Consider the following 16007-nt stretch of genomic DNA (forward strand, 5'->3'; position numbering starts at 1 on the left):
CGGTGGAGCGACGGTCCTACCATCGACCGGTCGGCTCTCACTGGCTGCGACTGTGCTGAAAGATCGTGCTAATCAGGTCCGGCATTGCAAATGCGATACGCCTGTCATTCTGCAACCGGTGCTGGGCTACCGCGGCAACAGCAACAGCTCGGACCTGAGCAGTTGGAACTGCTGCACGGACGGCGTCGTCTGGCATAGCGATTTCATTCCGGCCAAGAGCGGCGACGATATCAACGGGGACGTCTATGCGACATGTGCTGCCGGCAGCGTCTGCTCAAGCTGGAACATCGATACCCGCAATGTCACCAGCGGACGCAGCGTAAGACTCAGCACCACCTCCGATGGCGATCTGACCCAGATCATGGCGGGCGCGCTGGAGGTGTACTCGGTGGACAGTTGTGACGAGTATCCTGCAAGCGGCAATATCACGTTCACCGGGGTGGCCGTATACGACTACCGGATGAGGCAGGTCCAGGTCGCCGCCGTGGCAGGAGATCATCGATAACTCCGGCCTGGATGTGCAATGCAACTATCAGCTGGACACGACCTCCACCACGGCAACCATCTCCTACTAAGGCGTAATTTCGCGCCCGCAGAAAAACTGAGGGCCGGCGAACGCCGAAGGTCGTGCGGTGCGCTACCTGTGCCGCTTGCTGCATCGCCGGTGGCGGCCTTCGCCAGAATCGGCTCGGCATGCAAAAGCACTCACTCCAACCTGGCACGCTGTTGTGGCGTCAGTGCCACAGCAGCGCGTGTAGCGCTGTCGCCTGCGGCCGATGCAGGAGAACGAACCTCAATGAGGAGCGAGGATCCCGAGTCGCTCACGCCACTGCGGTGGGACCGTGCGGAACCACCGGACTGTATGGTCTTTAACGCTTGTGCGCCTGCTGTAGCGCCGCGCACAAGCGAATCGCTTCGCCGGTCTGCGCCAGGCCACGGTCGGCGCCACTGAGCTTGGCCAGGCGTGGCTTGAAGAACGCATCCAGGCGATCGGCGTCTTCCACGCTGCAGCCCCCGGACGCACCCAGCGCCGGCAAGCCGCCACCATCGAACGAGCCGCTGCGCTGCACGATGCGCTCGAAATTGGCGGTGAACCAGGTCCACATCGAATCGTGCGAGCTCTGGTAACTGTGTCCGCGCATCAGCAGGCTTTTCATTTCGCCTACCTTGATCGCATCGGTCAATGCGAAATCACGCACCTGCTTCAGCAGCGCCGGATCCTGCACCGCGCCCAGTGCGGCGATCATGGCGTTGCGCTGGGCTGGGTCGGCATGCGTGCGCAGTGCATCGATTAGCGTCTGCACTGCCGGTGCGCCGCGTTCTTGCATGGTCACTGCCAGCGCGGTGCCCAGCAGGTCCGGGTTAGCGGCGGAGAAATCCAGTGCGCCGTTGCCGCCAGCCAGTACCGCATCGCCTTGTGCGAGCAGTGCCTTGCGTACCTCTGCGTTCTGCAGACGCAGCGCGAACAGGCCGGCCAGCGACGCACGCAGTGCGGTGTCGTCGACCGACTCGCCGCTGCGCCGCGTGTAACCCAGTGCACGCAAACGCGGCAGATACGCCTGTTCGGCAGCCTTGCGCAATGCGCCGCGCTGCGCCTCGGTGGTGGCCTGGTAGCGCCAGATCCACACGAAGCGATCCACCAGCGCGGTAGAGACATCGGCCGATTTCGACGGCGCCAGCTGCGTGATCGCCGCGAGCACAGCCGCGTTGTCAGCATCGCCGTGACGGTACGCCGCATTGATCGCATCGGCGTAGGCGAGCTGTTCGTTATCGTCCAACTGGCCGACCTGCCTGCCCAATGCAGCGAGCTGCGTCTTGGGCAGCGAGAAGCGGTAATAGCCCGCGCCACGCGCATTCGGGAACACCCAGGTGTTCTTGCCGGCGCCTTCCAGCACGATGCTGCCACTGCCGTCTTCGAGCAACTTGCAGGCGGTACCGACCTGCTTCTCGCCCTTGCCGTACTTCACGCATACCGGCACGCCCCATTGCTGCGCGGTGGAGCCAGTGGACCCCAGCGGCAGATAGCGCTGCTGCTGCAGTTTCACCACGGTCTTGCCGCCCTCGCGGGCAACCTCGGTCTGCAGATACGGCACGCCCGGCTGGTTGAGGAAGCTGCGGAAGGCGGCCTTGAAATCGTTGCCCTTGCCCGCCGCCTCGGCGATCGCATCGACCAGATCGTCGGCGGTGGCGTTGCCGAACGTGTGCTTGGCGATATACGCGCGCATGCCCTCGCGGAACACGTCTTCACCGACGAAGGCTTCGAACATCGCCAGCACCGCCGCACCCTTCTGGTAGGTGATGCCGTCGAACGCGGTTTCGATATCGCCATTGCCGGTGATCGGCTGGCGAATCTTGCGTGCGCTCACCAGGCTGTCGTTCTCCATCGCATGCTGCGCACCGCTGATACGGTCCAGATTGGCGTTGTATTCCGGATGCAGCTGCATGGTGATCTTCTGCTGCATCCAGGTGGCGAATGCTTCGTTGAGCCACAGGTCATCCCACCATTCCATGGTCACGGCATCGCCGGTCCACTGATGCGCCAGTTCGTGCGCGTTGACGTTGAAGGAGCGCTGCACGTTCTCGGCCGGCGAATCCTTGTCCAGCAACAGCAGCCAATCGCGGAAGGTCACAAACCCTGGGTTTTCCATCGCGCCGGCGCTGAAGTCCGGTGCGGCGACCAGATCGAGCTTGTCGAACGGATAGCAGAACGCGTAGTAGTCCTCCAGCGCGGCGATGATGGCCGGGGTTTGGTCCAGTGCAGGCGTGATGCGCGGGCCCTGGCCCTTGGCGGCAATGCCGCGCAACGGCGTGGCGTTGGGGCGCTGCGGGGTGGCCGGCATTGGCGCCACATCCACCACGTCCCATGGGCCGGCAGCGTAGGCCACCAAATACGTCGGCAGCGGCACGGTCGGGGCGAAGGTCACCGTCTTCCAGCCCTTGCCGGCCGGCTTGGTCGAGATGGCGATGGTATTGGCCAACGCCTGATCGTGGCTGGGCACGGTCAGGCTGAGGTTGAACGGCGTCTTGAACGCAGGCTCGTCGAAACCCGGGAACGCGTAGCGCGCACTGATCGGTTCCATCTGCGTCATCGCATACGCCTTGCCCTGGTATTTCACCTGGTACAGGCCCTGCAGCTGCTGGTTGAGCGGCGCGCTATAGGCGATCTCCACGGTGAGCGTCTGCGGCTTGAGCGTGCGGCCGAAATCCAGCCGCGCCACACCGGTCTGCGCATCGGCTTCCACGTAGCCTGCGGTCAACGCCTTGCCCTTGTCGGGCTTGACCGTGACCTTGCTGACCTGCAACTCCTTGCCGTGCAGCCAGAGATGGTCGGACGCCTGCTTGAGCTGCACGCGGATGGTGGTGCGGCCGCTGAATTGGGTTTGCTCCGGGTCGATCTTGAGCGCGAGGCTGTAACGCTCCGGTACCGCCCAGGTCGGTAGGCGACCATTGGGAACCGGTTCGCCGGACGATTGCGCCAGCGCTGTTCCGCAGCACAAGGCAAGCAGGGAAGAAACAAGCAGGCAGGCGAAACGACGCATCGACAACTCCGACAATGGCAATCGTCGAAGTCCACCATATTCATCCATGACTGTCATGGGTCATTGGTTGGCGACCAGACCGAACCAACGCTGCGCCGCGCGGGCAACCGCGGCCACAACGCACGCCTGTCTTGGCTCGGCACGTCACGAGGTTCGCAGCGACGGCCACCTGTGCACCGCCTTATGAGACGTATTGCACCGCTCGGCATCCGCTGCGCACCGCGGGTATTGCGCAGCGCAGCGCGCTTCCGGACGGTCAGGCGTTCGAATGCACATGCTGGCCGCCGGCATCGATGGCCTTGCGCCATCCCCGCATCGGCGAACACCGGCAGCAGCTACGCCCGGCATCCTTCACGCATGTCCGCCCACTGAGGGTGTCTGCGCGTCCAGGGTTTCCAGCTGGCGTGCCACCGCTTCAGGCGACCTGGTGTACGGGGCGATCAGGCTGTAAAACGCCGGCACCACGTACAGCGACAACACCGTGGACAGCGAGACGCCGAAGATCACCACCACGCCAATCGTGGCGCGGCTGGCCGAGCCGGGCCCGCCGGCCACCACCAGCGGAATCGCGCCGACCACCGTGGCAATCGAGGTCATCAGGATCGGGCGCAAACGCACCGAGGCCGACGCCACGATCGCCGCATGCACGCTGCGGCCCTCGTCGCGCAATTGGTTGGCGAATTCCACAATCAGAATGCCGTTCTTGGCTGCCAGGCCCACCAGCATCACGATGCCGATCTGACTGAACAGGTTGAGCGTGCCACCGGTCAGCCACAAGCCCACCAGCGCGCCCAGCACCGCCAACGGCACCGTGAGCATGATCACCAACGGGTGCGCAAAACTTTCGAACTGCGCGGCCAGCACCAGATACACCACCAGCAGCGCCATGCCGAAGGTCAACAACACCGCACTGCCGGATTGCTGGTATTCGCGCGATTCGCCCTTCCAGTCCACTTGCGCGTATTCGGGTAGTTCTTCCTGCGCCGCCTGCTGCGCCCAGGCGATGGCATCGCCGAGTGGATAACCTGGTGCCAGGCCCGCCGTGATCGTGATTGCACGCAGGCGATTGAAGCGGTTCAAGGTGCCGGCTTCGGCGACTTCGCTCAAAGTCACCAGATTGGAAAGCGGAATCAGCTCGCCACGGTTGGAGCGCACGCGGATCGCGGTGAGATCTTCCGGCGACATGCGGCCTTCGCGCCCGGCCTGCAGCATCACGTCGTACTCCTCGCCGTTGTCGACGAAGGTGGTGACGCGGCGTGAGCCCATCAATGCTTCCAGCGCGCCGCCAATCGCAGTTACCGGCACGCCGAGATCGGCCGCGCGCACGCGATCAATATTGACGCGCATCTGCGGGCGGGTTTCCTTGTAATCGGAGTCGGGGCCGACCAGGCCGGGGTTGGCTTCCATGCGCTGCAGGATGCGATCGCGCCACTGCGCAATCTCCGCGTAATCCGGCCCGCCCAGCACCAGCTGGAACGGTTGCCCACGGCGACGCACCAGGCCTCCGCTCACCTGCGTGCGTGCACGCACGCCGCTGAGCACATTGAGTTTCTGCTGCACCTCATCGGCCACTTCGGTAGTGGGGCGGGTGCGCTTTTCCCAATCCTGCAAGAACACGCTGACCCGGCCGGTGTGCATTTCCTCGCTGCTGCCGAAGCTGCCGGGCACGCGCGGGTTGGCGCGCACGATGGGTTTGTCCGGGCCCACGAAGGGGCGCAGGATGTCTTCCACCTGATGCATCTGCCCCACCGTGTAATCGAAGCCGGCACCTTCCGGGCCGTCGATCATGATCTGGAAATTGCCGCGGTCCTCGGCCGGCGCCACTTCGGAAGGAATGCGGCCCATCAGCCATGCGCTGGCGCCCAGCGCCAACAGCATCAGCAGCGCAAAGACCCAGGTGCGGTGCACATGCCGCTCCAGCGAGCGCCCATACGCACCGGACACCGCCTGCATGCGCCCATCGAACCATTGGTGAAAGCGATTGGGTTTGGCCTGCCCATGCGCGCGCAACAACTTGGACGACATCATAGGCGTCAACGTCAGCGCCACGAAGGCCGAGATCGCCACCGCCGCCGCCAGCGCCACCGCCAGCTCACGGAACAGCCGCCCGGTATTGCCTTGCAGAAAACCGACCGGCACAAAGACCGCCACCAGCACCGCGGTGGTCGCAATCACCGCAAACGCCACCTGCCCGGTACCACGCTTGGCGGCCACCAGCGGCGGCTCGCCCAGATCGATGCGGCGCTGGATGTTTTCCACCACCACGATGGCGTCGTCCACCACCAAGCCGATACACAGCACCAACGCCAGCAAGGTGAGCAGGTTGATCGAAAAATCGAACGCATACAGCGCGATAAAGGAGGCGATCAGGCACACCGGCACCGTCACCGCGGGGATCAATGCGGCGCGCGCGCTACCCAGAAACACCCAGATCACCACCAGCACCAGGACCACCGCTTCCACCAGCGTGTGATAAACGCGCTCCACCGCGGCGTCGATGAAGGTGGTGGTGTCGAAGGCGACGAAAATATTCGTGCCCTGCGGCAGCGACTTCTGCACTTCTATAGCGCGCGCGCGTGCTTTGCGGGCCACATCCAGCGCGTTGGCGGTGGAGTTACGCACGATGCCCAGGCCCACATTCGGCACGCCGTTACTCTGGAAATACGCGCGCCGCTCGGCCGAGCTCAGCTCGACCCTGGCCACGTCGCCCAGACGCACCACGTAACCGCCCTCGCCCTTGTTCAAGGGCAGCTTGGCGAAGTCTTCGGGCTTGAGATAACTGCGCTCCACGCGCAAGGTGAAATCGCGCTGCGCCGATTCGATACTGCCGGCAGGCACTTCCACATTTTCGTTCTGCAGCGCCGCTTCCACATCGGCGACAGTGAGGTCGCGTGCGGCCAGTTGGTCGCGGTCCAGCCAGATGCGCATTGCATAGCGCTGGCGTCCGCCGATCCGCACCTGCGCCACGCCATCCAGGCTGGAAAAGCGGTCGACGACATAGCGCTCGGCATAGTCGGACAGCTGCAGCGTGTCCATGGTGCTGGAGCTCATGTTGAGCCACAGGATGGGGTCGGCGTCGGCTTCGACCTTGGAAATCTCCGGCGCGCGCGCCTGGTCGGGCATGCGGTCGGACACGCGGCTGACCGCGTCGCGCACATCGTTGGCGGCCGCTTCCACATCGCGCGATTGCACGAATTCGATGCTGATATCGGAGGAGCCATTGCGGCTGTGCGCTTCAATGGTGGAAATGCCCTCGATGCCGGCCAGCCCGTCTTCCAGTACCTGGGTGATGCGGCTTTCCACCACTGCCGCCGAGGCACCGGTGTATTCCACATTCACCGAGACGATGGGCGGGTCGATCGCCGGCAACTCGCGCAGGGTGAGGCGGGTGAACGACATCACCCCCAGCACGATCAGCAGCAAACTCATCACCACCGCCATCACCGGGCGGGTGATCGACAGGTCGGAGAGTTTCATTGTGCTGCCGCCTGCGGGCGGGTCGACGCAGGCGGTGCCTGGTCCACGACCTTCAAGCCCACACGCAGCTTGCCGGTGCCATCCACCACGATACGCTCACCGGCTTTGACGCCTTCGAGAATTTCCACCTTGCCATCGCGCCGCTCGCCCACGCGCACATCGGCGCGCTCCACGCTGCTATCGGGCTTGACCCGGAACACATACGACTCGCGCCCCACCTGCACCACCGCAATTTCCGGGATCACCACCGCCTGCCGCGCCGGCTGGAACAGCCGCACATCCAGCAGCATGCCTGGCCGCAGCCGGCGATCGTCGTTGGGGAAATCCGCGCGTACCGTCACCGAGCGCGTGGTCTCGTCGATCCGCGAATCGATGGTCACCACTTCGCCTTCGAACTGCGCGCCGGGATAGGCCGCTGCGCTGCCGCTGACCGAATTGCCGACCTGCACTAGGCCGAATTGCGATTCTGGCACCTGGAAATCCACGTACATGCGCGCCACATCGTCCAATGTGGCGATCACCGTGCTGGAGGTGATCAACGCGCCAGGACTGATCTGGCGAATGCCGAGTACGCCGGAAAACGGGGCGCGCACCTCGCGGTCGGTGATTTCCGCGCGCATCTGCTGCACACGCGCCTGCGCGGCATCGCGTAGCGCACGCTGCGTATCCACGGTGGATTTGGCCACCAGTTGCTGGCCAACCAGACTCGACTGCCGGCGATACAACTGGTCGGTTTCTTCGAAGGTGGCCTGTGCGGCGGTCAGTGCCGCCTGTTGCGAATTGCCGCGCAAACGCAGCAGCAATTGCCCGGCCTTGACCTCGTCGCCGCTGTCGAAATACACCTGCTCCACCACATCGCTGACCGCAGCGGTGAGCGCCACCGATTCGCGCGCACGCACCGTGGCGATCGACTGCACGGTCGAGTTCCAGGGTTGGGTGGTCACCGCCTGCATAGAGACCGGAATGGGTTTGGCAGCGGCTGGCGTGCTGGCCTGACGGCTACAACCGGCCAGGACAGCGGCCAACAAGAGCGCGGCGCAGACGCGCGCGCTGGGCAGAACAAGCATCAGAACATCCTGGCGGGGTACGTCGAAAGTTTACCGACCTAGCCGCCATGAATTGACAGAAAGGACGCGCTTTGCACCATGACCAAAGACCCTTGCCGCCCTTGGCACATGGGCCGACTCAAGTTCCAAGTGCAACACTTTTCTCCACTGCAGACCCGCGTTTTCTGTCAAAACACTGGCTCACGTAACTTTTGCACAATCAATGGCCTGCTGGGCTGTCCGTCCATACGTTGCGCTAACAGCAGGTCTCTCGAGGTGTTGCACTTGACTCTTGAGACCGCCATGGGCTGGCCAGCGCGACTATGACGTTGCTGCACCTCCGTCACTCGGGCGCAGCCGGTGCGCCTTGACTGCATGTATGGGTTCATACACCGCCAGTGTGCACACTGACCGCGCTCACCTGACGACCGCCTGCGCTGCCGTAGTAGCCGCTGTTAGCGTTCCAGACCCAAATACTCGAGCACGTGGCGCGCCAGTGCCTCTACATTCTCACCATCGGCGTGAAGATGGATCTCCGGCGTTTCGGGCGCCTCGTACGGCGAGTCGATGCCGGTGAAATTGGGAATCTGCCCGGCACGCGCCTTGCGGTACAGCCCCTTCACGTCGCGTGATTCGGCAACCGCCAGCGGCACGTCTACGAACACTTCGACAAACTCGCCCTGATCGAAGCGCTCACGTGCCAGCTGCCGCTCGGCACGGAACGGCGAAATGAAACTCACCAGCACGATCAGGCCGGCATCGGCCATCAAACGTGCCACCTCCGCTACGCGGCGAATATTCTCCACGCGATCTTCGTCGGTGAAGCCCAGATCGCGGTTGAGCCCGTGGCGCACGTTGTCGCCGTCCAGGATGAAGGTGTGATAGCCCAGGGCGTGCAGGCGCTTGTCGACCAGGTTGGCAACGGTGGACTTGCCTGCACCCGACAGGCCGGTGAACCACAGCACGCGCGGCGCCTGGCCCTTGATGCGCGCACGTGCGCTGCGGTCCACGTCCAGATGTTGCCAGTGCACGTTGCCGGCGCGGCGCAAGGCGAATTCCAGCGTGCCGGCAGCCACCGTGGCATTGCTCTGGCGGTCGATCAGGATGAAACCGCCGAGCACGCGGTTGCGTGCGTAGGGCGAGAACGCGATGGGTTCGTCCAGCGCCAGATTGCAGTAACCCACTTCGTTAAGCTCCAGCCGTTTGGCGGCCAGCCGCTCCTGCGTGTTCACATCGACCTTGTGCTTGATCTCGCTGATGCTTGCAGTGACCGTGCGGGTGCCGATCTTGAGCCAATACGGGCGCCCGGGCAGCAGCGCGGCATCGTCCATCCACAGCAGATGCCCAGCGAACTGGTCCGCCACTTCGGGCGGATCGTCGACAGCGGCGATGATGTCGCCACGGCTGATGTCGATCTCATTGCGCAAGGTCAGCGTCACTGCCTGCCCGGCGCGAGCGCTGTCCACCTCGCCGTTGGCATCGAGCACGCGTGCCACCTGCGTACGGCGCCCGGACGGCACCACCACTACTGCATCGCCCACCTGCACCTGGCCGGCAGCGATCGTGCCTGCATAGCCACGGAACTGCGCGTTGGGGCGATTGACCCACTGCACCGGCAGACGCAGGCCGCTACCTGCCTCCGGCGGTTCGAGCTGCACGGTGTCCAGATGCTGCAGCAGATGCGGGCCGCTGTACCAAGGCATCCGAGTCGAAGCGCTGGACAGATTCTCGCCCGCCAGCGCCGATAGCGGAATGCACTGCACATCGGCGATGCCCAGCTGCGCGGCGAGCGCGGCGTAGCCTTGTGCAATGTCGGCGAACACCTGCGCGTCGTAGTCCACCAGATCCATCTTGTTGACCGCCAGCACCACATGGCGGATGCCGAGCAACGACACGATATAGCTGTGCCGACGGGTCTGCGCCAACAAGCCCTTGCGCGCATCCACCAGCACCACCGCCACATCGGCAGTCGACGCACCGGTGGCCATATTGCGCGTGTACTGCTCGTGCCCGGGGCAATCGGCCACGATGAATTTGCGCCGGTCGGTATCGAAATAGCGGTAGGCCACATCGATGGTGATGCCCTGCTCCCGCTCGGCCGCCAGCCCATCCATCAACAACGCGTAATCGATGCTCTCGCCCTGCGTGCCATGCCGGCGGCTATCGCTTTCCAGCGCCGCAAGCTGATCGTCGAACAAGCGCTTGCTGTCGTACAGCAACCGCCCGATCAAGGTGCTCTTGCCATCGTCCACGCTACCGCAGGTGATGAAGCGCAGTAAGGGCTTGGATTCGTGCTGCTGGAGGTAGGCACCAATGGTGCCCGGAGTGAGGAGTGGGGAGTGGGGATTCGCCAGAGCGCTCCCGTCGATCTTTCCGCTCGCCGCGAATTGCTCCTGCGAATCCCGAATGCCGACTCCCGAATCACTGCCCATCAAAAATACCCCTCAACCTTTTTCTGTTCCATTGATGCGCCCGGTGCGTGATCGATCATGCGGCCTTGGCGCTCGGAGCTGGTGCTGACCAGCATTTCGGCGATGACCGCTTCCAGCGTGTCGGCACTGGATTCGATCGCACCGGTGAGCGGGTAGCAGCCCAGCGTGCGGAAGCGCACCGAACGCAATTGCGGGGTTTCGCCTGGATGCAACGGCAAACGCGCGTCGTCGACCATGATCCAGGCACCGTCGCGTGCCACCACCGGGCGAGGGGCGGCAAAGTACAGCGGCACCACCGGAATTTTTTCGCGATAGATGTACAGCCAGACATCCAGCTCGGTCCAGTTGGAGAGCGGGAACACGCGCACGCTTTCGCCGGGCTTGGTGCGCGCGTTGTAGAGATTCCACAGTTCCGGGCGCTGGTTCTTCGGGTCCCAGCGATGGCGTGCATTGCGGAACGAGAACACACGCTCCTTGGCGCGCGATTTCTCTTCGTCGCGGCGCGCTCCGCCAATGGCCGCATCGAAGCCGCCCTGCTCCAACGCCTGTTTCAGACCCTGGGTCTTCATGATGTCGGTATGCACGGCGGCGCCGTGGCTGATCGGGCTGACGTCTTGGGCGACGCCATCAGGATTGATGTGCACACGCAGATCCACCCCGGTTTCGGCCGCACGGCGGTCGCGGAAGGCGATCATTTCGCGGAACTTCCAGCGTGTGTCGATGTGCAGCAACGGGATCGGCGGCCGCGACGGCGCAAATGCCTTGAGCAGCAGATGCAGCAGCACCGAGCTGTCCTTGCCCACCGAATACAGCATCACCGGAGCCCGGAATTCGGCAGCGACTTCGCGCAGGATATGGATGCTTTCGGCTTCGAGCCGGTCGAGATGGGACAGCGGCGGCAGGGTCATCGGACTATCGTGGGTGTCGGCAGGCAGACCAGCCGATGGTTAGGGCAAGGCGTTGCAGTGTGTGCTGCGCCGATGACTGGACGAAATAAGCGGCCGGCATAACGCGATAACGGCTGTTCCTTTCAGGTGGGCGCAACGCTTCCCTAACATCGCCTCTCTCATCCAAGCCACTGGATCCGAATGACCGCCGCCAGTTCCGCGCTACCGCCCAGCCCCTTGCCCGACGAACGCAAGGCGCTGCTGGACCGGTTGGTCGACGGTCTGGACACCGCAGCGCTGTGGTGGCTGTCCGGTTACACCGCCGGGCTGGCGCAGGGCCGGCCGCCGCGCTCGCTGGCAGTGTTGCCTGGTGGACACGCACACGCAATCGCCCAGGAAAGTCAGCGCCTGACCGTAGTCTACGGCAGCCAGACCGGCAATGCCCGCCGCGAGGCCGAGCATCTGGCCGCCGATGCCGAAGCCGCGGGCCTGAACGTGCGCTTGCTGCGCGCCGACACCTACCCCACCCGCGAACTGGCCAACGAGCGGCTGCTGTACGTGGTGATCAGCACCCAGGGCGAAGGCGACCCGCCGGACGATGCCATCGGTCTGGTCGAATTCCTGACCGGCCGCCGCGCGCCCAAGCTGCCCGAGCTCAAGTACGCGGTACTGGGCCTGGGCGATTCCAGTTATGCCGATTTCTGCGGCGTCGCGCGGCGTATCGACGAGCGCCTGGCCGAACTCGGCGGCAGCCGCGTGCAGCCGCGTGGCGAAGCCGATCTGGACATCGACAGCATTGCCGTGCCCTGGCGCACGCAGGCGCTCAAGCATGCCCGCGAGCAACTCAAAAGCGGCCCGCACTCGGCCACCGTCACACCGCTGCGCAGCAGCCCGGCGACGCCGGTGTGGTCGCATCAACAGCCGTTCGCTGCCGAGCTCCTGTCCACTCAGATCCTCAGTGGACGCGACTTCAAGGGTCCTGGCTTTCGCATGTATGCCACGCCCGGCAAGCGCGTGCGGCATCTGGAATTTTCGCTGGACGGCAGCGGCCTGAACTATGAGCCGGGCGACGCGCTGGGCATCCGCCATCGCAATCCGCCCGCGTTGGTGGATGCCGTGCTGCAGACCTTGCAGCTGAACGGCGATGCTGCGGTCACCGTCGGCGAGGAGACGCTGGCGTTGAGTGCCTGGCTCGCCACGCGGCGCGAACTGACCAAGCTGTCGCGGCCGCTTCTCGCCGCTCACGCCGAGCGCGCAGGCGCACAGGAACTGCAAGCGCTGCTCGCCCCCACCCAGACTGCCGGCCTGGCGTCGCTGCTCGCCGATCATCAGGTGATCGACGTGCTGCGCCGCTGGCCGGCGGATTGGGACCATGCCGGCCTGCTTGCTGCGCTGCGGCCGCTCACCCCACGGCTGTACTCCATTGCCTCCAGCCGCAAGCGCGTGGGCGATGAAGTGCATCTGACCGTGGACGAAGTCACCTACCAGGCGCATGGGCATGCGCATCTGGGGTCGGCCAGCGGTTTCCTGGCTGCACTTGCCGAAGGCGACATCGCCCCGGTCTACATCGAACCGAACGCGCGCTTCCGCGTGCCGGCCGATGCCGATCGCGACATCCTGATGATCGGCCCGGGCACCGGCGTGGCGCCGTTCCGCGGCTTCGTGCAGGAGCGCGCGGAAACCGGCGCTAATGGCCGCAACTGGTTGTTCTTCGGCGCCCAGCATTTCAATACCGATTTCCTGTATCAGGCCGAGTGGCAGCTGGCCCTGCAACGCGGCGAACTGCACGCGCTGGAAGTGGCGTTCTCACGCGACCAGGCGGAAAAGCTCTACGTGCAACACCGCCTGCGTGCGCGCGGCGCCGAGGTCTATGCCTGGCTGCAAGGCGGCGCGCATGTGTATGTGTGCGGCGCCACCAGCATGGGCAAGGACGTGCACGCCGCCCTGCTCGACATCGTCGCCAGCCACGGCGCCTTGGATGCCGAGGCCGCCAGCGCGTATCTCACCCAACTCCAGGTGGAGGGGCGGTATGCGCGGGATGTTTATTAATTCAGGGATTGGGGAGTCGGGATTGGGGAGTCGTAGGAGCGGATGTCCACAATCGTTCTGTTGTGTGGGTAATGCCCGCGCGTTGTTGCTGCCAATCCCCAATCACGCATGCCGAATCCCGTCATGAGCCACTCCGTCGAAGACATCAAATCCGAAAGCCGCCGCCTGCGTGGGTCGCTGGAACAGAGCCTGGCCGATGCGGTGACCGGTGCGCTGCGTGAGGATGATCAGACACTGATCAAGTACCACGGCAGCTACCAGCAGGACGACCGCGACATTCGCGACGAGCGGCGGCAGCAGAAGCTCGAACCGGCGTATCAGTTCATGATCCGCACGCGCACCCCGGGCGGGGTGATCACGCCCGCGCAGTGGCTGGCATTGGATGGCATCGCCACCCGCTATGCCAATCATTCGCTGCGCATCACCACGCGCCAGGCGTTCCAGTTCCATGGCGTGATCAAGCGCGAACTGAAGGCCACCATGCAGGCCATCAATGCCACCTTGATCGATACGCTGGCGGCGTGCGGCGATGTCAATCGCAATGTGCAAGTGGCCGCGAACCCGCTGCTGTCGCAGGCGCATGCCACGCTGTATGCCGATGCCGCATGCGTCTCCGAGCATCTGTTGCCCAACACGCGGGCGTACTACGAAATCTGGCTTGACGAAGAGCGCGTGTCCGGCTCCGGCAACGAGGACGAGCCGATCTATGGCGACCGTTATCTGCCACGTAAATTCAAGATCGGTTTCGCCGCGCCGCCGCTCAACGATGTGGACGTCTTCGCCAATGACCTGGGTTTTATCGCGATCCTGCGCGATGGGCGGTTGCTCGGCTACAACGTCAGCATCGGTGGTGGCATGGGCGCCTCGCACGGCGATGCGCAGACCTGGCCGCGCGTGGCCAACGTGATTGGTTTTGTCACCCGCGATCAGTTGCTCGATATCGCCACTGCGGTGGTCACCACGCAGCGCGACTTCGGCAACCGTGCAGTGCGCAAACGCGCGCGTTTCAAGTACACCATCGACGATCATGGCTTGGATACCATCGTGGCCGAGATCGCGCGCCGCGCCGGCTTCGCGCTGCAGCCGGCGCAGCCGTTCGCGTTCGAGCACAACGGCGACCGCTATGGATGGGTGGAAGGCGAAGACGGGCTGTGGCACCTGACCCTGTCGCTGCCGGCCGGCCGCATTGCCGATACCGACACGGCAACGCATCTGAGCGGGCTGCGTGCGATCGCACAGTTGAACGTCGGCGAATTCCGCATGACGCCCAACCAGAACCTGGTGATCGCCGGCGTGCCGGCCAGCGAGCGTGCACGCGTCGATGCGCTGGTTGCGCAGTACGCGCTGGATGCCGGCAATCGCTCTGCCAGCGCCCTGGCGCGCGGCGCGATGGCCTGCGTGGCATTGCCCACCTGCGGCCTGGCGATGGCCGAGGCCGAGCGCTATCTGCCCGATTTCAGCGCTGCATTGCAGCCGTTGCTGCAGCAACACGGGCTGGCCGACACGCCTATCGTGTTGCGTTTATCCGGCTGTCCGAATGGCTGCTCGCGCCCGTATCTGGCCGAGATCGCGCTGGTGGGCAAAGCGCCCGGGCGCTACAACCTGATGCTGGGTGGCGACCGCCGCGGCCAGCGGCTCAACACGCTGTACCGCGAAAACATCACCGAGCCTGAGATCCTGGCCGCACTGGAACCGCTGCTGGCGCGCTATGCCGCCGAACGCGACCACGCCAACGATGAAGGCTTCGGCGATTTCCTCCACCGCGCCGGCCTGATCGCATTGCCGTCTTACCCCACGCACCGTCGCCTCGATCTGGAATTGCTCGCATGACCGCGCTACCTGCCGCATCAATCACCTCTTCCGCGTTGGACGATCTGGACGCGCTCAATGCGCAGCTGGAAGGCCTGCGTGCCGACGAACGCGTGGCCTGGGCGCTGCAGCACGGCCCGCAGGACGCGGCGCTGTCGTCCAGCTTCGGCGCGCAATCGGCAGTGACGCTGCATCTGCTCAGCCAGCAACGCCCGGACATCCCGGTGATCCTGATCGACACCGGCTACCTGTTCCCGGAAACCTACCGCTTCGCCGATGCCTTGACCGAACGGCTCAAGCTCAATCTCAAGGTATATCGCCCGCTGGTCAGCCGCGCCTGGATGGAAGCGCGCCACGGCCGCCTGTGGGAACAAGGCATGGTCGGCATCGATCAGTACAACAACCTGCGCAAGGTCGAACCGATGCGCCGCGCCTTGGACGAACTCAACGTGGGCACCTGGTTCACCGGCCTGCGCCGCAGCCAATCCGGCGGCCGCGCGCAGACGCCAATCGTGCAGAAGCGCGGTGAGCGCTACAAAATCAGCCCCATCGCCGACTGGACCGATCGCGACGTGTGGCAGTACCTGCAGGCGCACGAGCTGCCGTACCACCCACTGTGGGAACAAGGCTACGTGTCCATCGGCGATTTCCACACCACGCGTCGCTGGGAACCCGGCATGCGCGAGGAAGACACGCGCTTCTTTGGCCTGAAGCGGGAGTGCGGCATCCACGAGGATATCTAGCCGCGGCAGCCCACTGCGATGCGCG

8 protein-coding genes and 1 pseudogene are annotated in these 16007 nt (G+C 64.6%); 4 read left to right on the plus strand and 5 right to left on the minus strand.

Going from position 1 to position 16007, the window contains the following annotated elements; translation table 11 throughout:
• Positions 1–94 precede the first annotated feature (94 nt).
• Positions 95–575, plus strand: a pseudogene (locus WJW29_RS15890) (hypothetical protein); the annotation flags it as partial.
• Positions 576–869: 294 nt separating this feature from the next.
• On the opposite strand, the gene WJW29_RS15895 reads toward WJW29_RS15890, so the two are convergent.
• The 5 genes from WJW29_RS15895 to cysD all read right to left on the minus strand — a co-directional run bounded on the left by WJW29_RS15895 (position 870) and on the right by cysD (position 11402).
• Complete coding sequence (locus tag WJW29_RS15895; RefSeq protein ID WP_041182221.1) at positions 870–3539, minus strand: M1 family metallopeptidase; 2670 nt, start codon at positions 3537–3539, stop codon at positions 870–872.
• 351 nt (positions 3540–3890) lie between these two features.
• Positions 3891–7016: an efflux RND transporter permease subunit gene (locus WJW29_RS15900; protein ID WP_011259867.1), complete on the minus strand. Its 3126-nt coding sequence runs from the start codon at positions 7014–7016 to the stop codon at positions 3891–3893.
• Entirely contained in the window at positions 7013–8083 is a 1071-nt protein-coding gene (locus tag WJW29_RS15905; RefSeq protein WP_011409140.1) for an efflux RND transporter periplasmic adaptor subunit, read from the minus strand. Before WJW29_RS15905 ends, WJW29_RS15900 begins: the two co-directional genes overlap by 4 nt.
• A 434-nt stretch (positions 8084–8517) precedes the next feature.
• Entirely contained in the window at positions 8518–10431 is a 1914-nt protein-coding gene (gene cysN, locus WJW29_RS15910; protein WP_027704223.1) for a sulfate adenylyltransferase subunit CysN, read from the minus strand.
• A 62-nt stretch (positions 10432–10493) separates the two neighbouring features.
• A complete protein-coding gene (cysD, locus tag WJW29_RS15915) occupies positions 10494–11402 on the minus strand; it encodes a sulfate adenylyltransferase subunit CysD (RefSeq protein WP_011259870.1) in 909 nt (302 codons plus the stop codon).
• A 180-nt stretch (positions 11403–11582) separates the two neighbouring features.
• Here cysD and WJW29_RS15920 point away from each other — a divergent pair, with 180 nt between their 5' ends.
• From WJW29_RS15920 to WJW29_RS15930, 3 genes are all read left to right on the plus strand, one after another.
• Positions 11583–13430: an assimilatory sulfite reductase (NADPH) flavoprotein subunit gene (locus WJW29_RS15920; RefSeq protein WP_011409142.1), complete on the plus strand. Its 1848-nt coding sequence runs from the start codon at positions 11583–11585 to the stop codon at positions 13428–13430.
• Positions 13431–13538: 108 nt separating this feature from the next.
• Entirely contained in the window at positions 13539–15260 is a 1722-nt protein-coding gene (gene cysI, locus WJW29_RS15925) for an assimilatory sulfite reductase (NADPH) hemoprotein subunit (RefSeq protein ID WP_011409143.1), read from the plus strand.
• Complete coding sequence (locus tag WJW29_RS15930) at positions 15257–15982, plus strand: phosphoadenylyl-sulfate reductase (protein WP_011259873.1); 726 nt, start codon at positions 15257–15259, stop codon at positions 15980–15982. The genes cysI and WJW29_RS15930 overlap by 4 nt, the downstream gene beginning before the upstream one ends.
• Positions 15983–16007 lie beyond the last annotated feature (25 nt).

The organism is Xanthomonas sp. JL1 (genome assembly GCF_038405005.1).

Excerpts from the sequence above, each read along its gene's own strand:
- WJW29_RS15905 (WP_011409140.1), bottom strand. The coding sequence starts at position 8,083 with ATGCTTGTTCTGCCCAGCGCGCGCGTCTGCGCCGCGCTCTTGTTGGCC.
- WJW29_RS15930 (WP_011259873.1), top strand. The coding sequence starts at position 15,257 with ATGACCGCGCTACCTGCCGCATCAATCACCTCTTCCGCGTTGGACGAT.
- WJW29_RS15900 (WP_011259867.1), bottom strand. The coding sequence starts at position 7,016 with ATGAAACTCTCCGACCTGTCGATCACCCGCCCGGTGATGGCGGTGGTG.
- WJW29_RS15895 (WP_041182221.1), bottom strand. The coding sequence starts at position 3,539 with ATGCGTCGTTTCGCCTGCCTGCTTGTTTCTTCCCTGCTTGCCTTGTGC.
- cysD (WP_011259870.1), bottom strand. The coding sequence starts at position 11,402 with ATGACCCTGCCGCCGCTGTCCCATCTCGACCGGCTCGAAGCCGAAAGC.
- WJW29_RS15920 (WP_011409142.1), top strand. The coding sequence starts at position 11,583 with ATGACCGCCGCCAGTTCCGCGCTACCGCCCAGCCCCTTGCCCGACGAA.
- cysI (WP_011409143.1), top strand. The coding sequence starts at position 13,539 with ATGCCGAATCCCGTCATGAGCCACTCCGTCGAAGACATCAAATCCGAA.